This window comes from Methylobacterium guangdongense (genome assembly GCF_038442355.1).
GTDB classification, from domain to species: domain Bacteria; phylum Pseudomonadota; class Alphaproteobacteria; order Rhizobiales; family Beijerinckiaceae; genus Methylobacterium; species Methylobacterium guangdongense.
This window is the reverse complement of the sequence record NZ_JBBXMX010000011.1, coordinates 1-16,267: the sequence shown is the minus strand read 5'-3', so window position 1 is coordinate 16,267 and position 16,267 is coordinate 1. Positions and strand designations below refer to the sequence as shown.

General features: G+C 71.3%; 20 protein-coding genes and 1 pseudogene. 14 read left to right on the top strand and 7 right to left on the bottom strand.

What is annotated here, in order from left to right:
• A complete protein-coding gene (locus AAHG09_RS19835) occupies positions 1-318 on the bottom strand; it encodes a hypothetical protein (protein ID WP_412760062.1) in 318 nt (105 codons plus the stop codon).
• A 193-nt stretch (positions 319-511) separates the two neighbouring features.
• Complete coding sequence (locus AAHG09_RS19830; RefSeq protein ID WP_342109208.1) at positions 512-1,270, bottom strand: CDP-diacylglycerol diphosphatase; 759 nt, start codon at positions 1,268-1,270, stop codon at positions 512-514.
• 96 nt (positions 1,271-1,366) lie between these two features.
• Between AAHG09_RS19830 and AAHG09_RS19825 the strand changes: the two genes are divergently transcribed.
• The 7 genes from AAHG09_RS19825 to AAHG09_RS19795 all read left to right on the top strand — a co-directional run bounded on the left by AAHG09_RS19825 (position 1,367) and on the right by AAHG09_RS19795 (position 7,167).
• Complete coding sequence (locus tag AAHG09_RS19825; protein ID WP_342109207.1) at positions 1,367-1,747, top strand: hypothetical protein; 381 nt, start codon at positions 1,367-1,369, stop codon at positions 1,745-1,747.
• A gap of 148 nt (positions 1,748-1,895) precedes the next feature.
• Positions 1,896-2,198 (top strand): hypothetical protein, encoded by a 303-nt coding sequence (locus tag AAHG09_RS19820; protein ID WP_342109206.1) that lies wholly within the window; start codon positions 1,896-1,898, stop codon positions 2,196-2,198.
• A 401-nt stretch (positions 2,199-2,599) separates the two neighbouring features.
• Complete coding sequence (locus AAHG09_RS19815; RefSeq protein WP_342109204.1) at positions 2,600-3,115, top strand: Ros/MucR family transcriptional regulator; 516 nt, start codon at positions 2,600-2,602, stop codon at positions 3,113-3,115.
• A 108-nt stretch (positions 3,116-3,223) separates the two neighbouring features.
• Positions 3,224-3,499 (top strand): hypothetical protein, encoded by a 276-nt coding sequence (locus AAHG09_RS19810; RefSeq protein ID WP_342109203.1) that lies wholly within the window; start codon positions 3,224-3,226, stop codon positions 3,497-3,499.
• A 123-nt stretch (positions 3,500-3,622) separates the two neighbouring features.
• A complete protein-coding gene (locus AAHG09_RS19805; protein WP_342109201.1) occupies positions 3,623-4,645 on the top strand; it encodes a phosphatase PAP2 family protein in 1,023 nt (340 codons plus the stop codon).
• 64 nt (positions 4,646-4,709) lie between these two features.
• Positions 4,710-5,639, top strand: coding sequence for an oxidoreductase (locus tag AAHG09_RS19800; RefSeq protein WP_342109200.1), 930 nt, complete (start codon positions 4,710-4,712; stop codon positions 5,637-5,639).
• 52 nt (positions 5,640-5,691) lie between these two features.
• Positions 5,692-7,167: a protein adenylyltransferase SelO gene (locus tag AAHG09_RS19795; protein ID WP_342109199.1), complete on the top strand. Its 1,476-nt coding sequence runs from the start codon at positions 5,692-5,694 to the stop codon at positions 7,165-7,167.
• Positions 7,168-7,173: 6 nt separating this feature from the next.
• On the opposite strand, the gene AAHG09_RS19790 is transcribed toward AAHG09_RS19795, so the two are convergent.
• Positions 7,174-7,389: a hypothetical protein gene (locus tag AAHG09_RS19790; protein WP_342109198.1), complete on the bottom strand. Its 216-nt coding sequence runs from the start codon at positions 7,387-7,389 to the stop codon at positions 7,174-7,176.
• A gap of 214 nt (positions 7,390-7,603) precedes the next feature.
• On the opposite strand from AAHG09_RS19790, the gene osmF reads away from it, so the two are divergent.
• From osmF to AAHG09_RS19755, 7 genes are all read left to right on the top strand, one after another.
• Positions 7,604-8,512, top strand: a complete 909-nt coding sequence (osmF, locus tag AAHG09_RS19785) for a glycine betaine ABC transporter substrate-binding protein OsmF (protein WP_342109197.1) — start codon at positions 7,604-7,606, stop codon at positions 8,510-8,512.
• Between the two features lie 88 nt (positions 8,513-8,600).
• Positions 8,601-9,812, top strand: a complete 1,212-nt coding sequence (locus tag AAHG09_RS19780) for an ABC transporter permease (RefSeq protein WP_412760061.1) — start codon at positions 8,601-8,603, stop codon at positions 9,810-9,812.
• A gap of 11 nt (positions 9,813-9,823) precedes the next feature.
• Positions 9,824-10,756, top strand: a complete 933-nt coding sequence (locus tag AAHG09_RS19775) for an ABC transporter ATP-binding protein (protein ID WP_342109378.1) — start codon at positions 9,824-9,826, stop codon at positions 10,754-10,756.
• Entirely contained in the window at positions 10,753-11,496 is a 744-nt protein-coding gene (locus AAHG09_RS19770; protein ID WP_342109196.1) for an ABC transporter permease, read from the top strand. Before AAHG09_RS19775 ends, AAHG09_RS19770 begins: the two co-directional genes overlap by 4 nt.
• Before the next feature lie 255 nt (positions 11,497-11,751).
• Entirely contained in the window at positions 11,752-11,964 is a 213-nt protein-coding gene (locus tag AAHG09_RS19765; protein ID WP_342109195.1) for a hypothetical protein, read from the top strand.
• Between the two features lie 430 nt (positions 11,965-12,394).
• The gene (locus AAHG09_RS19760; protein WP_342109193.1) at positions 12,395-12,964 is read left to right on the top strand and encodes a hypothetical protein; all 570 of its coding nucleotides are present in this window, start codon (positions 12,395-12,397) and stop codon (positions 12,962-12,964) included.
• Between the two features lie 57 nt (positions 12,965-13,021).
• Complete coding sequence (locus tag AAHG09_RS19755; RefSeq protein WP_342109192.1) at positions 13,022-13,459, top strand: hypothetical protein; 438 nt, start codon at positions 13,022-13,024, stop codon at positions 13,457-13,459.
• A gap of 9 nt (positions 13,460-13,468) precedes the next feature.
• On the opposite strand, the gene AAHG09_RS19750 is transcribed toward AAHG09_RS19755, so the two are convergent.
• From AAHG09_RS19750 to AAHG09_RS19735, 4 genes and pseudogenes are all read right to left on the bottom strand, one after another.
• Complete coding sequence (locus AAHG09_RS19750; protein ID WP_342109189.1) at positions 13,469-14,716, bottom strand: ABC transporter substrate-binding protein; 1,248 nt, start codon at positions 14,714-14,716, stop codon at positions 13,469-13,471.
• A 276-nt stretch (positions 14,717-14,992) separates the two neighbouring features.
• Positions 14,993-15,784: a 3-oxoadipate enol-lactonase gene (pcaD, locus tag AAHG09_RS19745; protein WP_342109187.1), complete on the bottom strand. Its 792-nt coding sequence runs from the start codon at positions 15,782-15,784 to the stop codon at positions 14,993-14,995.
• A 15-nt stretch (positions 15,785-15,799) separates the two neighbouring features.
• Positions 15,800-16,096: a YciI family protein gene (locus AAHG09_RS19740; RefSeq protein WP_342109186.1), complete on the bottom strand. Its 297-nt coding sequence runs from the start codon at positions 16,094-16,096 to the stop codon at positions 15,800-15,802.
• A 46-nt stretch (positions 16,097-16,142) separates the two neighbouring features.
• Positions 16,143-16,267 (bottom strand): annotated as a pseudogene (locus AAHG09_RS19735) (IS630 family transposase); the annotation flags it as partial.

Sequence of the window (16,267 nt, the reverse complement as noted above, 5' to 3'; positions counted from 1 at the left end):
TCAGCGCCGCAGGCCGCCGATCCAGGCCGTCAGCGGTTCCACGAAGGCGGCCCAGGTCCGGGCCCAGACCGTCCCGGTCCGGCTGTCCTCGGCGCGATGGCCGGACATGAGCGCCGCCACCAGCGCATCCTCCCGCGGCTTGCACTCGTCGAGGGCGTTGCGCTCGTCCCCGGCGCGACTCTGCCCCGAGGGCTGATGGCCGGAGGCCTCGCGCAGGCAGCGGTGCCATGCCTGTTCCAGAGTGCGCGGATCGGCCGGACGCGGACCGGCCGGTTCGGCGCCCGCCGGGACGGTGGCCAGGGTGAGGAGGGCGCACACGACCAGGGGCGCCGCCGGCCGCGTCGGCGCGGGACGCCCTTCGAGACGAGTGTCGCAACGCGCTGTCCCCCGCCGGATCGAGACCGACGGACAGCGCTCGGGCAACGGCATGCGCATCGCCGTCCTATGCCCCATGGGCGGCCCCTCTGGATAGAACGGATCGGCAACAGTCCAGGACGTTCGGCACCAGCGCTCAGCGGGCCCGGCCGGGGCGCGCCACCCGGCATTCGTGATCCATGAGTTCCTCCGCGCTCGCCTCCGGCATCCGGTAGGCCAGGACGATCATGCCGGAGGCGGGATCGTCCGGATCGGCCGCCACCGCCGCGAAGCTCACATCGTGGAGCCGCCCCCGCCAGCCCGGCACGCGGGAGAGCGCCTCGAACGGGTTGAAGCGTTCGACCGCGTCCGCCGGCACCCGCAGGGCGAGGTAATCGTCATCCGCCAGCGGGACGGGGAACGGCGCCCACGTCTCGCCGACGGCGGAACCGTGCGCCTTCAGGGCCGCCATCACGCTGCGGCGCATGCAGTCGAGATGGATGTGCAGCTGGTCCTGGCTGCGGCCATCGACGGAGTTCACCTCCAGCCCCACCGCGGCGATCGGCAGGCGATCCTTGAGGGCGTCCGTCACGAAGTGCCGCGCGTCGAGGGCGGCCTTCCAGTAGGCGACGCCCCGGGGGCCCTGGAGCACGGGGGCCTCGATCCCCGAGACGTTGTCGGTGGGCATCACGACGGTGTGGGTCGGCTCGCCCGGCGCGCGCAGCACCGCCGTTCCCGGCCGTACAGCGTCGCCGAGATCCACCGACAGGCACGGGAAGCTCCGGCCCGCGGCCTTCTTGGCGAGGACGCAGCCCTGCAGCGCGACCCACAGCACGTCCCGCGCCGGATTGGCCGCGTCGGCGACCGGGATCAGCGTGAACGCGAGCAGTGTCGCGATGGCCAGCTTACGGCGCATGATCAGTCGATCCGGTCCTCATCGGCCGTACAGCGGCAGGCAACGGCTGACAAACCGTGTATCCTCAAGCCGTCAGCGCGAGGTTACGAACCGCCCATGCTCGAGTCGGATACGCGGCACCTGCGCTTGGTGCGCATCGCGGCCTGGATCCTGGTGGCCCTCATCGTCGCCGTGACCCTCGTGCCGATCGGCCTCCGGCCGGTGGTCACCGCCAATCCCAGCATCGAGCGGATCGCGGCCTACGCGCTCGCCGGGCTGCTGATGATGGTCGGCTACCCGCGGCACCGGCTCCAGGTCCTGATCGGCAGCGTTCTCCTCGCCGGCGGCCTCGAGGCGGCGCAGACCCTGACCAGCACGCGCCACGGCCGGATCGATGACTTTCTCGTCAAGGCGGGCGCGGCGCTGGCCGGCGCCGTGGCGGGGCTCGGAGTCACCGCCGCGGCGGCCCGTCGTCCGACCCGCGTCCCGGATCGGTAAGGCCGCGGGTGGAGCGCCTCGACGGTCGAAGCACCTCGGGGCGGCGACGGAATTCCGGGGCCGCCCGTGCGGTTTCGCAAAGAAACCGCGGAGTTTCCGCCGCGTTTTCCCGGAGGGGCGTGTTGGGTGTCTTGCACGCGAGGGTCTGATGTTCGGCGCCGCGAAGCTCACGGGACGGTTCTGGTTTCGCAAGACGTGGACGGGCAAGCTCATCCTGCTCGTCGAAGAGGAGAAGCCGCGGTGGTGGAGCCGCAGCGGTTCCACCAAGCTGCGCTGGCGCGACGCGCGCCTGCTCGACTTGGCCGAGACGCCGATGCGCCCGTTGATGACCCTCGAACGCACCTACCGGGCGGATACCGGCTCGGGCGCCGCGCGGATGCTCCAGGCGGTCGTCTCCTCCGGGACGCGGGGCGCCATCGCCGCGCCGCACGGGACGGCAGCCAGCGCCTGACGGCGACGCAGAGCCCTCGGCCGGGGGGGCCCGCACGTCCCAAACCATCATCCGGGTGCGTCCGGACGGGGCGTCGGCCTCATCCCGTGCGCACGATCGGCCTTCCCGCATGGTCGCCCGGCCAAAGGAAGCAGAGCCCCCACGCCGTGCGCGAGCGGCACGGGTCATGCTCGGCCATCGGCGGGCAGGCCCGACCCGACGCGCGCGCCGTCTCCTCGGCGGGGAGGACGCGCGGGCTTGTAACTGAACGTCTCCAGCGTCGGAGCCGCCTTTAATCTATGTTGGTATTTGCCACGTAACCAGTAGATAACGACCATGATTGGTTATATTAGATCAGGTCAGCCCTTGACTGCCAGCAGAGAAAGCCATGTTCATGGCGCACTCCCGACAGAGAGGCGTCGATGGAAGACAGCACTTCAACCCCGAACCAAGACTCGATCGATTTCGTCGAGCTGACAGCCGATATCGTCTCGGCTTACGTGGCCAACAACTCGGTTCCCATGCCCGACCTGCCGACGCTTCTGTCCGGCGTCCATGCTGCGCTGACAGGGCTTGGCCAGAGCTCGATGCCCGCGGAGCCGGACTTCAAGAAGGCGACACCCGCGCAGATCAAGAAGTCGATTACGCCGGACGCGCTCGTCAGCTTCATCGACGGCAAACCGTACAAGACGCTCAAGCGTCATCTGACCGGCAACGGCATGACGATCGAGCAGTACCGGCAGCGCTACGGCCTGCCGCCCGATTACCCGACGACGGCGTCCAGCTACTCGGCGATGCGGGCCGAGTTCGCGCGCAATGCCGGCCTCGGCCACAAGCGCCGGAGCCCTGCCTCGAAGGGCGCCGCCCCGTCCGAGACGGCCGCGGCGGCACCGGAGCCCGCCAAGGCGACGCGGGGCCGCAAGAAAGCCGACGCGTAGGCTCTTCGCGGGTGGTTCCGGCATCCCGGGCGGCGCGCCGCGGCGCCCGCCCGGGCCGGAACGACGCGAGCGACCGACCGTTGCCCTCGGAACAGCCCGGAGCCGACCTTGAACCGACCGATCCTCGCTCTCCTGATCGCCGCCGCGACCGTCGCCGGCCCGTCGATAGCGGCCCGGGCGCAGGATCGGACCGGGGTGGAGCCCAAGGCTGTCATCAAAACCGACACGCCGGCTGAGACCGCGGGCAAGCCCGCCGCCGATACGCGGGATCCGGGCAAGACGGCCACGGAGGCCGTCACCAATCCCGCCGCGGTGCCACCCACCGAAGGAGCGGTCGGCAGCGGCAAGCCGCCGGCTGCCACGCCCCCCGCCACGGGCCGATAGACGACACCGCGCGGAACCGGCTGCAGCGTCCGGAGGCGAACCATTGCCGCCGTCGTGCGTCTGTCCGGTGCGGCCAAGCATCGGCCGTGCGGTGAGCTGAGCCGGATGATACCTCATGAGCGGATGGTCGAAGCCAAACCCCGGAGCGGCGATCCCGATCCGGGCGCGACAGGCTCCTGGTTGCACCACCTCCGCCGTCACACCGCAGGGATCGCCGCCCCCGATCCCCGGCTCTGGGCCCTGAGCCTCGCCCTCGTCGGGATCGACGCCGTCTGGATGCGCCTAGCCGGCATCGCGGTCGCACCGTCAGGTTTCGCCGTGGCCGCCGCCCTCGTGACGATTCTTCTGGTGGCCGCCGCCTGCCTCGCCACGGTGAAGTCGGATCCGCCCCTGCGCGGCATGGCGCTCGCGAGCGCGTTCCTGATCGCCTTCACGGTGCCGGTCGCGGTGCTGCACTTCCTCGCCGCGGGCCTGGGGCTGCCGTTCGTCGACGAGGCCCTGGCCCGGTTCGAGCTGCGCCTCGGCTTCGACTGGACCGCCTACGTGGGCTTCCTGGCGCAGCATCCCACCCTGTCGTGGTGGCTGGCCCTCGCCTACCATTCCAGTGGGCCGCAGGTCGGCCTCGTGGTGATCGCGTTGAGCGCGACGCGCCGGCTCGGGCGGCTCTGGGCCTACACCCGGTTGTTTTCCGTGACGCTCCTGTGCGTAATCGTCCTCGCCGCGCTGCTGCCCGCGCTGGGCCCCTACGCCCATTACGCGCCGCGCATCGTCCCGGCGGACCACCTGGAGACGGTCGGCGCGCTCTGGCATCTGGAGCCGGTGGCGCGGCTGCGGGCGGGCGCGCTGGACACGCTGGCCCTCGGCGACCTGCGGGGGCTCGCCACCTTCCCGTCCTTCCACGTGTGCCTCGCGATCCTGACCGCCTGGGCGCTGGCGCCCCTGCCCGTCCTCGGCCCGCTGGCGATCCTCCTGAACGCGGCCGTGATCGTGGCGACGCTCGGCGCGGGCGGCCACTACCTGCCGGACCTGCTGGGCGGCGCGGTCCTGGCGCTCGCCGCCATCGCGGTCCGCAGGCGGGCGCGGCGCCGCGCACCGGCGGTCACGGGCTGCCCGGTCCGCGGCGCGATCAGCCCGGTCGACGCCTGACCGCGCGGGCGGCGAACCGCCCCGGCGCCGGCGTATTAGCCTGAGAGTGGAGATCCGACAGACCATGCCCGAGCCCCGGTGGACGACGCGCGCGATGCCGAGCCAGGCCGGACGGCTGGCGATCATCACCGGCGCCACGAGCGGGATCGGCTACGAGGCCGCCCTCGCGCTGGCAGGGGCCGGGGCCGAGGTCGTCCTGGCGGCCCGGAACGCCGCGAAGGCCGAGGGCGCCATGGCGTCGATCCGGACCCGGCACCCGAATGCGCGGCTCGCCGCCTATCCCCTCGACACCGCCCGCCTCGCCTCGGTCCAGGCCTTCGGCGACCGGTGGCGGGCCGAGGGGCGGTCGATCGACATCCTCCTGCTCAATGCCGGCATCGCCAGCGTGCCCCGCCGCGAAGAGACCGAGGACGGGTTCGAGCGCCAGCTCGGCACGAACCATCTCGGTCATTTCGCCCTGACGGGGCTGCTCCTCCCGTTCCTGCACCGGCGGCCCTCGTCCCGCATCGTCCCGGTGGCCAGCCTCGCCCACCGGTCGGGGCGGATCCACTTCGACGATCCGCAACTTCACCACGCCTACGGCCCCCAGCGGGCCTACCGGCAGTCGAAGCTTGCCATGCTGATGTTCGGGCTCGAACTCGACCGGCGGCTGCGCGCCGTGGGCGCGCCGATCCGGTCGATCCCGGTTCATCCCGGCGTGGCCCGGACCGACGTCATCCGGCGCGGCGACAGGGCCGGCCCGATCCAGCGGTTCGCCGGGCACGCGATCTTCTCGGTGCTCGGCCAGTCGGCCGCGGACGGCGCGCTGCCGCTTCTCTTCGCCGCGACGGCGCCGGAGGCCGAGGGCGGCGCCTATTACGGCCCGGACGGGGCCTGGGAACTCCGCGGCCACCCGGCCCGGGCCGACATCGCGCCTCAGGCTCAGGATCGAGCGGCGGCGGAGCGGCTCTGGTCCCTGTCCGAGACGCTAACCGGCATGGCCTGCACGGTCTGACCGGAACTCCGCCCCGCTTGCCCGCCCCGACACCCCTTCATAGATCCCCCCGATGACGGCACTTCCCTTCGACAACAGCTACGCCCGCCTGCCGGAGCGCTTCTACGCGCGCCGCCCGCCGACGCCCGTGGCGGGCCCCCGCCTGATCCGGCTGAACCGGGCGTTGGCCGAAGAGCTGGACCTCGATGCCGACTGGCTCGCGGGTCCGGACGGGGTCGCGGCACTCGCGGGGAACACGAGTCCGGAGGGCGCAGACCCGATCGCCGCGGCCTATGCCGGGCATCAGTTCGGGCAGTTCGTGCCGCAGCTCGGCGACGGGCGCGCGGTGCTGCTCGGCGAGGTGATCGACCGGACCGGCATCCGCCGCGACATCCAGCTCAAGGGCTCCGGCCCGACCCCGTTCTCCCGGCGCGGCGACGGGCGGGCGGCGCTGGGGCCGGTGCTGCGCGAGTACCTCGTCAGCGAGGCCATGGCGGCCCTCGGCATCCCGACCACCCGGGCGCTCGCCGCCATCGCCACCGGTGAGCCCGTGATCCGCGAGACCGTGCTGCCCGGCGCGGTGCTCACCCGGGTCGCGGCGAGCCACATCCGGGTCGGCACCTTCCAGTTCTTCGCCGCCCGGGGCGACGTCGAGGCGCTGCGGGCGCTCGCCGACCACGTCGTGGCCCGGCACTATCCGGCGACCGCGCAGGCCGCCAATCCCTACCGGGCGCTGCTCGACGCGGTCATCGCCGCCCAGGCCGAACTGGTGGCGCGCTGGCTGCTCGTGGGCTTCGTCCACGGGGTGATGAACACCGACAACATGGCGGTGGCCGGCGAGACGATCGATTACGGCCCCTGCGCCTTCCTCGACGCCTACGATCCCCGCACCGTCTTCAGCTCGATCGACCAGGGCGGGCGCTACGCCTACGGCCAGCAGCCGCGCATCGCGCTCTGGAACCTGACCCGCTTCGCCGAGACCCTGCTGCCGCTGCTCGCCGAAGCCGAAACGGAGGCGGTCGCCGAGGCCGAAGCCGCGCTCGCCGGCTACGCGCAGCGCTTCGAAGACGCCTATCACGGCGGCCTCGCGCGGAAGCTCGGCCTCGGCACGGTGCGGGAGGGCGATCCCGCGCTGGCGGGCGACCTCCTCGGCCGGATGGCCGAGAACCAGGCCGACTTCACCCTGACGTTCCGGGCCCTCTGCGGGGCCGCCGAAGGTCCGGCGGGCGACGGGGCCGTGCGCGACCTGTTCGTCGACCCCACCGCCTACGACGCGTGGGCGACCGGCTGGCGGGCGCGGCTCGCGGACGAGGCCCGCGACCCGGTCGAGACCGCCGCTGCCATGCGGGCGGTCAATCCGGCCTTCATCCCCCGCAACCATCAGGTCGAGGTGATGATCGCGGCGGCGGTGGAGCGGGACGATTTCGGCCCCTTCGAGGTCCTCCTGTCGGTGCTGGCGCACCCCTATGCCGATCAGCCGGAGAACGCCCGCTACGCGCAGGCGCCCGAGGGGGGCGGCGTCGGCTACCGCACCTTCTGCGGCACGTGAGCCGCGTCAGGGCCGGGGCCAGGCGTAGATCTCATGCACGGAGCCCTCGGTACGGAACCAGTGCACCCGCGTGGCCGGGTTGAATCCGTGGTCCCGGTACGAGGTGGCGATCACCGAGACCAGGGAGGCCGCCAACGACCGGTCGTGGATGTCGTAGGCCAGGAGCTGCGGCGTGCCCCCGTCGTCCCGGGCCAGATCACGGACGAAGATCGAATACGACATGTGTCTCACTCGGCTCCATCTGAAACAACCTATACGTGCATATATCGCCCGGGCCGCAGGGGTTCAGCGCAAGTTCGCGTCAAGGTTAAGCAGGTTTAATCAGATTTCGACGACTTGTTTGAGTCTTCGCCAACCGGACACCCGCCGCCTGGTCTGGACGGCGGCCACACCCGCGCCGATCCTGCGCCGGGGGCCGACAGGAGAGGCAGTCAAGATGGGCAAGCGGATCCTCGCGGGCCTCGTCGCGCTGCTCCTCGGCCTGTCGTCCGCGCTGGCGGCGCCCGTCGTGGTCGGCTCGAAGCTCGACACCGAGGGCGGGGTGCTCGGTGCCATCATCCTTCAGGCGCTGAAGGCGAAGGGCATCCCGACGGTGGACAAGACCCAGCTCGGGGCGACGTCGATCGTGCGCCAGGCCCTGCTGGAGGGTCAGATCGACATCTATCCCGAATACACCGGCAACGCGGCGTTCTTCTTCGGTCGGCAGGATCTCCCGGTCTGGAAGGACGCGCAGGCGGCCTACGAGACCGCCCGGAGCCTCGATCTCAAGGCCAACGACATCGTGTGGCTGAGGCCGGCCTCCGCCAACAACACCTGGGCGATCGCGGTGCGGGCCGAACGCGCCCCCGCCAACGGCCTGACGACCATGAGCGAGTTCGGCCGCTACGTGGCCGGCGGCGGCCCGATCAAGCTCGCCGCCTCCTCGGAGTTCGTCTCCTCGCCCGCCGCGCTCCCGGCCTTCAGCCGGGCCTACGGCTTCACCCTCAAGCCGGAGCAGTTGATCATCCTGGCGGGCGGGGACACCGCCGCCACGATCGCGGCGGCGGCGCGGGGCACCTCCGGGACCAACGCCGCCATGGTGTTCGGGACCGACGGCAGCCTCGCCGTCGCCCGCCTCGTCGTCATGGCGGACGATCGGGGCGTCCAGCCGGTCTACCAGCCGGCCCCCCTGGTCCGCGGGGCCGTCCTGAGGGCCCATCCGGAGATCGCCACGGTGCTCGATCCGATCTTCCGCCGGCTCGATCTCGCCACCCTGCGCGACCTCAACGGCCGGGTGCAGATCGGCGGCGAACCCGCCTCCGCGGTGGCGTCGGACTTCTTGAAGGCGGCGGGGTTCGTGCCGTGAGGCCGGGACGCTCGCCACGTCCGCGCGGGACGCGCTAAGTCCTGGCCACGCGCGGCCACGCTCCCGCGGCCGCGCCGGGAGCCTCGGGATGGGTCAAGAGTCTGCGACCGGGATGCATACCGACCGCCAACCGGCCGACCGGATCGCCGAGGGCCTCGACCCGCTCGGCGCGGTTCTCGCCGCCCTGCTCGCCGTCGGCCTGCTGGCGCTGCCGCTGATAATCGCGCGGCCGAACCGGATCGCCGAGGGCACCGCGCTGACGGCGTGGTCGGCGCTGCCGGCCGGTCAGGCGCTCGCGCTTCTCGCCGTCTCGGCGCTCGCCGCCCCATTGCTGACGCTCCGGATCCCGCCGCCCCTGCGCCTCGCCGCGGGCGCGGCCGCGCTGCTGACGCTCGGCCTCGCGGCCGGATGGGCAGCCGACCACCTGACACCGCCGGGCGACCGCTACAGCCGGATCTCGCTGGATTCCGGCTGGTGGTTGGCATCCGCGGCCGCCGGCCTCGCCACGGGCGACGGGCTGGCACGCCTGCGGCCCGGCCCAGGCATGCGGGTCGCCGCGCTGGCGGCCGTCGCGATGCTGGCGGGTTTCGCGCTTCGGTCCGGGTTCTGGGACAACCTCTCGGTGATGCGCGAATATGCCGGCCATGCGGACACGTTCGGCCGGGAGGTCCGGACCCATCTCGGTCTCGCCCTGTCGTCGGTGGCGGCCGCGGCCCTCGTCGGGATTCCGGCCGCCATCCTGGCGCGCCCGGTCCCGTCCCTGCGGCGGGCGCTGCTCGCGGGCCTCAACGTCGTGCAGACCATCCCCTCCATGGCGCTGTTCGGGATGCTGATCGCGCCGCTCGCCTGGATCGGCCGCACGATCCCCGGGGCGGCGGGTTTCGGGATCGCGGGGATCGGCCCCGCCCCGGCCTTCGTGGCGCTGTTCGCCTACGCGCTGCTGCCCGTGACGGCCGCCACGGTGGCGGGACTCGATGCCGTCCCCGGGCCGGTGCGCGACGCGGCCACCGGCGTCGGGATGACCGGCCGCCAGCGCCTCCTCCAGGTGGAACTGCCGCTGGCGCTGCCGGGCCTCCTCACCGGGATCCGCATCGTGCTGGTCCAGAACATCGGACTGGCGGTGATCGCGGGCCTCGTGGGCGGCGGCGGCCTTGGCGTTTTCGTGTTCCAGGGCATCAGCCAGAACGCGGGCGACCTCGTCCTCCTCGGCGCCCTGCCCACCGTCGCCCTGGCGAGCGCCGCCGCCGTGCTGTTCGACGCCGCCATCGCGGCGAGCCGGACCGCGGAGCCGCGCCGATGATGACGGATCCGATGATCGAACTCGCCGGGATCAGCCGCGTCTTCGGCACCCGCACGGTCGTGTCCGACGTCAGCCTGCGGGTGGCGGCCGGCGCGATCCTGACGGTGGTGGGCACCTCGGGGTCCGGCAAGACGACCCTGCTGCGGATGATCAACCGCCTCGTCGAGCCGAGCGCCGGCACGGTGCGGGTCGGGGGCCGCGACATCCGGACGGTGCCCCCGCACGTCCTGCGCCGGGGGATCGGCTACGCGATCCAGGGCTACGGGCTGTTCCCCCACCGGACCGTGGCGGAGAACATCGCGGTGGTGCCGCGGCTTCTCGGCTGGGACCGGCGGCGCATCGCCGATCGGGTCGACGCGCTGCTCGGCCTGTTCAACCTCGATCCGGCCGCCTACCGGGACCGGCTGCCGGCGGCGCTCTCGGGCGGCGAGCAGCAGCGGATCGGGGTCGCCCGGGCGCTGGCCGCCGAGCCGCCGATCCTGCTGATGGACGAGCCGTTCGGCGCCCTCGATCCGATCATCCGCGGCCAGGCCCGGGCGGACCTGCGGGCGATCCAGCGGCGCACCGGCACCACCATCGTGCTGGTGACCCACGACATGGACGAGGCTCTGCACCTCGGCGACCGGATCGCCGTGATGGACCGGGGCCATCTCGTGCAGGAGGCCGACCCGGCGGCGCTCATCGGCATGCCGGCGACGGATTTCGTCCGCGCCCTCCTCGGCGGCGGGGACCGGGCCTTCCAGCTCATGGCGCTGCGCGATGTGGACGACCTGATCGAGCCCGGCCCGGCGCCGGGCGCGCCGATCCCGGCCGGCACTTCGGTGCGCGCGGCGCTGGCCGAGAGCCTCTGGTCGCAGCGCCCGGCCCTGCCGGTCAGCCGCGACGGCGTGCTGCTCGGCCGGGTGACGCGCGCCGCCCTCGAGGCGCAGGGCGCCCGCCCGTGAGCCGTGCGGGTGCCCTGGCGCAGGGCGCGCTGCTGGTGCTGCTCGGCACCTTCCTGCTCACGCCGCAGAGCTTTGCGAAGCTGTTCCGCCCCTTCGCGCCCGGCGATACGGCGCCGATCTACGCGCAGACCCCGCTGCTGACGCTCACCGTCAACCACCTCCTGCTGGTCGCCGGTGCGACCCTGGCGGCGAGCGTGCTGGCCATCGGCTTCGCGGTCGCGGCGACCCGGCCGGCCGGTCGCGACGTCCTGCCGTTCGCCCGGGCTGTGGCCAATCTCGGCCAGACGTTTCCGCCGGTGGCGGTCCTGGCCCTCGCCGTGCCCGTCTTCGGGTTCGGGCCGGTGCCGACCCTCGTCGCCCTGGTGCTGTACGGTCTGCTGCCGATCTTCGAGACCACGCTTACCGGCCTCGAAGGCCTCGACCCGGCGCTGATGGACGCGGCGCGCGGCCTGGGGCTGACCGACCGCCAGCGGCTCGTCCAGGTGGAACTGCCGCTCGCCCTGCCGATGATCCTTTCGGGGATCCGCCTCACGGCCGTAATCGGCCTCGCGACGGCGACCATCGGCTCGACGGTGGCGGCCAGCACGCTGGGCGAAGTCATCATCTCGGGCCTCCTCACGGGCAACACGGCCTATGTGCTGCAGGGCGGTCTCGTGGTCTCGGCGCTCGCCATTTTGATCGACGCCGGCTTGCGCGCGCTCGAACTTGGTGCGGCGCGGCGATCTGGATTTGCTTCCTAGAATCGGCTAGAGGTCCGGCGGGGTCGTACGCGCGGCCCCGGGGCGTGGAATCCCCTGTCTGATGGTTGGTGCCGACCAGAACGGCACCTGCACCTTGACCACACGGTCGGGGAGCCTGCGGCGTATGTCCAGGCGTTCCGGCGCTAAAGGTCGTAGGGCCGTTCAGACACGGTTTTCCAACTCCCCGACTCGGGGTGGTCCAAGGCTCGTTCGCGGGGGCGCACCGCGGAGCACAGCCAGCCGGGAGGGCGGGGGATGGCTTCCATCGATCCCGAACTGCGGATGCGCCAGCTCGCCCGGTTGCGTGCGGCTTACGACGCCAGCCCGAACCTTTCGGATGCCCTCGGGACCAGCACCGCGCGGCATTCGCGGGTGTTGCTGGGGCGGATCCTCCTCGTCCTCAGCCCCCCGCACGGCGCGGGCACATCGGAGAGCCGGCGGAACGGCAAGACCTGCGCCGACGCGTGAGGTGCCGCGGCACGGCGTACCGGCCCGGGATTGCGTTCGTATCAAGAATCTATGTTTGCGTCATAGAGAACCTTTCGTACAGATCGGAACTCGCATATTTAATGTTGACAAATTTTTATCAAATCACAGAGTCGGCCGATCAGGACATTAAGTCTCAATCGTAGCTCAAAAAGGCTGATTTTGTCTGTAAAGCACCATCTTGGCAAAGGCGCATCGTCTTTGGCCGTACGATAAGATCTTACAATCAGATAATACTGCATCCGTTGTAGATATTTTTCGATTGCCGATGAAATAATCGCGAGAATTGTATTGTGGAACGGATCTTTCTACGGCACAAATATTCGTGTGGCGCCAATGAGTCGGTGGGCGACGATTCGGCCAGGAGGATCCTCGCCGGCCTGCCTTGCATGCGCCGGACTGGGAGGTCGTCATGATATGCAGAGAAATCGCGTTCGCACCACCCGCGGGATATTCGGTTGCGGCACTCGGCCTGCTGCTCCTCGGCTCCGCCACGGCCGGCGCCGACGACATGCCGCGGCAGGGTGATTTCCGGATCACCTACACCTCGACCGTGGTGGGGGCGCCGAAGCCCGTGACCATCGGCGAGAACCGCGTGGCCTCGGCGTCGATCAACTTGATGACCGCGGTCAACGAATCCGGCGGCAAGCTCCTGCACAACATGGCCGGGCGCTGCACCTCCGCACCGGTGATCGACAACGGCGCCAAGACGCTGGAGAACCACGGCTATTGCGACTACGTCGACGCCGATGGCGACCACGTGTTCGAGAAGTGGGACTACCCGCGCCAGCCGCTCGCGGCGGTGAACGAGGGGACGGGCCAGTGGATCGGCGGCACCGGCAAGTTCGCGGGCCTGTCGGGCACGATGACGATCCGCTCGCGCCGGCTGAACACCCTGACGGAGGGCGCGGTCCAGGTGGTCGGCGAGAAGCTCGGCAGCTACAGCTTCACCGGCACGGTGGCGAGCGCCAAGCCGGACTGATCGAGCCGGATTGCGAGCGGGCGGGACGGCGGGTCGTCCGGGCGCTATACGCGGCCGATGACGCCCGCCGATCGAGACCGGTTCGAGAAGTGCCTCGCGCTCGCCGCGCAGGGGGCGACCTCGGGCGAGCGCGCCGCCGGGCGGGCCGCGGCCGAACGCATCGCCGCCGGGGCCGGCCTGACGCTCGACGCGGCGATCCGCGCCATCCGGCCCGCGCGGGCGGACGTTCCGCCCCGAGCGGCCCCCCGATCGGCCCCGCAGCGCACCTATGCCTGGGCGCAGCCGAAGGCGCCGGTGACGCCCATCACGGTCGAGGAGTTGCTGCGCCAGAAGGTCGAGACCGAGGCGTGGCGCAAGCGGGCGGCCACCCGGGCCAAGCGCCGGAGCCGGCAGGAGCAGCCGGACCAGGATGCCTACGCGGCGGAGCAGCGCGCCCGGCAGGCCGAGCGCGACCGCGCCTGGGCGCAGGCCCGCGCCGCATCCGACGACGCGTAGGCCCCGGCCTCACTTCTGCACGAGGCTGCAGGTGCTCTCCGACAGGGGCTGGAACGCCTGCTCGCCCGGGATGGCCTTCAGGATCGTGTAGAAATCCCACGGCCCCTTGGACTCCGCGGGCGTCTTCACCTGCGCGAGGTACATGTCGTGGACCATGCGGCCGTCGACGCGCAGGGTCGCGTTGCGGGCGAAGAAGTCCTGGATCGGCAATTCGCGCATCTTGGCCATGACCTTGAGGCCGTCATCCGTCCCGGCGGCCTCGGCCGCCTTCAGGAAGTGGAGCACGGCCGAGTAGTCGCCGGCCTGCACCATGGTGGGCATCCGGCCGCCCATCCGCTCGCCGAAGCGCTTGGCGAAGGCGCGGGTCTGGTCGTCCATGTCCCAGTAGAACCCCGTCGTCAGGATCATGCCCTGGGCGTCCTTGAGGCCGACGGAGTGGATGTCGGTCAGGAAGATGTTGAGCCCGCCGAGGGTCTGGCCGCCCTGCGGGATGCCGAACTCGCTCGCCTGCTTGATGGTGTTGATCGTGTCGGCGCCCGCATTGGCCATGCCGATGATCTTTGCGCCCGATCCCTGCGCCTGCAGCAGGTAGGACGAGAAATCGGGATTGGGGAACGGGTGCTTGACCGAGCCCAGCACCGTGCCGCCCTTCGCCTTCACCACACGGGTGACCTGCTTCTCCAGGTCGTGCCCGAACGTGTAGTCGGCGGTGATGAAGAACCACGTGTTCTTGGGGTCGTCCGCCAGCGCCGTGGCGGTGCCGGCCGCGAGCGAATAGGTGTCCCAGCTCCAGTGGGCGCCGGTCGGCGAGCAGGCGGCATTGGTCAGCGCCATGGAACCGGCGCCGGAGTTGATGTCGATCTTGCCCTTGGCGCGGGCGACTTCGCGCACGGCGAGGCCCGCCACCGAGGAGTTGGTGTCGAAGATCGCGTCGACGCCCTCGGTGTCGAACCAGCGGCGGGCGATCGCGGAGGCGATGTCGGCCTTGTTCTGGTGGTCGGCGAAGATCAGCTCGACCTTGCGGCCGTTGATCGGGCGGCCGAAATCCTCGACGGCGAGCTGCGCCGCCGTCACCGAGCCCTTGCCGGCGAGGTCGGAATAGCCGCCCGACATGTCGGTCAGCACGCCGATCTTGATGCCGCCGTCGGCGTACTGGGCGCGGGCCGGCGCGGCGGCGAGGCAGGCCGTGAAGACGGCCGCCGCCAGGGTCGCGCCCCGGCGCCGGGCCAGCGTGCGCCGCGAGATCCGATCAGCCATCGATGTCCTCCCCATCCGTTGATTGTCTTTGATTTTTTTGATGCCGCGCGTCGTTTCAACCGCACGGCGGCCCAAACCCAGCCGATCCCGTCCCTCCCCCTCTTTCTGAGGTGCCGGAGCGAAGCGAAGACCTCGAAGGAGCCCTCCAGCCAGCTCGACGATCCCTGGAGCTCTCCTTCGAGGCCCGCGGACGCGGGCACCTCAGGATGAGCAGGTGGATTGGACGGTCGCTCTCAAATGGCCCTCCTGCCTGGACCATCGCGCGTGGTCACGGCCCTACGATGCAGCCGCTTCGCCGAAGAACGCCAGCAGCGCCGCGTTGAAGTGCTCCACATCCTCCAGGTTCGTCAGGTGCGCGCCGCTCAGCTCGCGAAACTGCGCGCCGGGGATATGGTCGGCCAGGAAGCGGCCTTCCGCCGGCGGCGTCGACGCATCGTGCGTCCCGGCGATCACGAGCGTCGGCACGGCGATCCGCGAAAGGTCGGCGCGGAAATCGGCATCGCGCACCGCCAGGCAGGCCGCCGCGTAGCCCTCAGAGGCCGTGGCGGACAGCATCTGCCGGAGGCTTGCGGCCAGCTCGGGCTTGGCGGCCGCGTAGTCCGCGGTCAGCCAGCGCGACGCCACCGCATCGGCGATGCTCCCGACGCCGTCGGCGCGGACCGCCGCGACCCGGTTGGTCCAGTTCTCCGGCGGGCCGATATAGGCGGCGGTGTTGCACAGGGCGAGGCGGTGCAGGCGCTCGGGATGGTTCAGGGCGAGCCACTGCCCCGTCAGGCCGCCCATCGACACGCCGGCGAAGTGCACCCGGCCGAGACCGAGATGGTCCAGCAGGCCGATCACGTCCCGGCCGAGCTGGGCGATCGTGTAGGGCCCCGGCGTGACCGCCGACTGCCCGTGCCCGCGGGTGTCGTAGCGGATCAGGTGGAAGCGGGCCGCCAGGGGTTCGACCTGCGGCGCCCACATGTCCAGCGCCGCGCCCAGCGAGTTGGACAGCACGAGCGCCGGGTTCGCCGGGTCGCCCTCCGCCCTGTAGTGCAACCGGACACCGTCCAAATCGGCAAAAGCCATCCGCCGCCTCCCGCTTCAAAGAAAGCTTTTGCCGTCGAGATAGGCCTTGCGCCAGCGCCGGATCTCGACCCGCTCGAACAGATCCACCTGAAAGAACGGGTCCGCCGCGATGAGCGCCTCGGCCTCGGCGCGGGTCTCGACATCGACGACGTAGAGGCCCCCGCCCGCGTCGCTGCCGTCGTCGTTCAGCTTGGCGCCGCAGGCCAGGAGGCGCTCCTTGATCCGGTCGAGATAGGCGAGATGCTCGGCCCGGTTCGCCTTGCGGATGTCGAGGCTGCCGGGCTTGTCGAAGGTCTCGATAATGTAGGGCATGGTCTCGGGCCTCTCATACCAATTGGGGTGCTGATAACCGATATGGTCACCGGCGCAGTCGGATGGACATGATCTTGTACGGTTGATCGATGAGGCGGTTCCAGGCGTGGCAGCCCTGGTCGACGATGTCGTCGCAGGAGGCGAGGATCCGATCGCCGAGCCGGGTGTCGC

Bases quoted from the DNA above. Each gene is read 5' to 3' on its own strand.
- AAHG09_RS19750 (WP_342109189.1), bottom strand. From the start codon at position 14,716: ATGGCTGATCGGATCTCGCGGCGCACGCTGGCCCGGCGCCGGGGCGCG.
- AAHG09_RS19795 (WP_342109199.1), top strand. From the start codon at position 5,692: ATGACGGCACTTCCCTTCGACAACAGCTACGCCCGCCTGCCGGAGCGC.
- AAHG09_RS19755 (WP_342109192.1), top strand. From the start codon at position 13,022: ATGACGCCCGCCGATCGAGACCGGTTCGAGAAGTGCCTCGCGCTCGCC.
- osmF (WP_342109197.1), top strand. From the start codon at position 7,604: ATGGGCAAGCGGATCCTCGCGGGCCTCGTCGCGCTGCTCCTCGGCCTG.
- AAHG09_RS19740 (WP_342109186.1), bottom strand. From the start codon at position 16,096: ATGCCCTACATTATCGAGACCTTCGACAAGCCCGGCAGCCTCGACATC.
- AAHG09_RS19820 (WP_342109206.1), top strand. From the start codon at position 1,896: ATGTTCGGCGCCGCGAAGCTCACGGGACGGTTCTGGTTTCGCAAGACG.
- AAHG09_RS19765 (WP_342109195.1), top strand. From the start codon at position 11,752: ATGGCTTCCATCGATCCCGAACTGCGGATGCGCCAGCTCGCCCGGTTG.
- AAHG09_RS19800 (WP_342109200.1), top strand. From the start codon at position 4,710: ATGCCCGAGCCCCGGTGGACGACGCGCGCGATGCCGAGCCAGGCCGGA.
- AAHG09_RS19780 (WP_412760061.1), top strand. From the start codon at position 8,601: ATGGGTCAAGAGTCTGCGACCGGGATGCATACCGACCGCCAACCGGCC.
- pcaD (WP_342109187.1), bottom strand. From the start codon at position 15,784: ATGGCTTTTGCCGATTTGGACGGTGTCCGGTTGCACTACAGGGCGGAG.
- AAHG09_RS19815 (WP_342109204.1), top strand. From the start codon at position 2,600: ATGGAAGACAGCACTTCAACCCCGAACCAAGACTCGATCGATTTCGTC.
- AAHG09_RS19830 (WP_342109208.1), bottom strand. From the start codon at position 1,270: ATGCGCCGTAAGCTGGCCATCGCGACACTGCTCGCGTTCACGCTGATC.
- AAHG09_RS19760 (WP_342109193.1), top strand. From the start codon at position 12,395: ATGATATGCAGAGAAATCGCGTTCGCACCACCCGCGGGATATTCGGTT.
- AAHG09_RS19775 (WP_342109378.1), top strand. From the start codon at position 9,824: ATGATCGAACTCGCCGGGATCAGCCGCGTCTTCGGCACCCGCACGGTC.
- AAHG09_RS19805 (WP_342109201.1), top strand. From the start codon at position 3,623: ATGGTCGAAGCCAAACCCCGGAGCGGCGATCCCGATCCGGGCGCGACA.
- AAHG09_RS19790 (WP_342109198.1), bottom strand. From the start codon at position 7,389: ATGTCGTATTCGATCTTCGTCCGTGATCTGGCCCGGGACGACGGGGGC.
- AAHG09_RS19825 (WP_342109207.1), top strand. From the start codon at position 1,367: ATGCTCGAGTCGGATACGCGGCACCTGCGCTTGGTGCGCATCGCGGCC.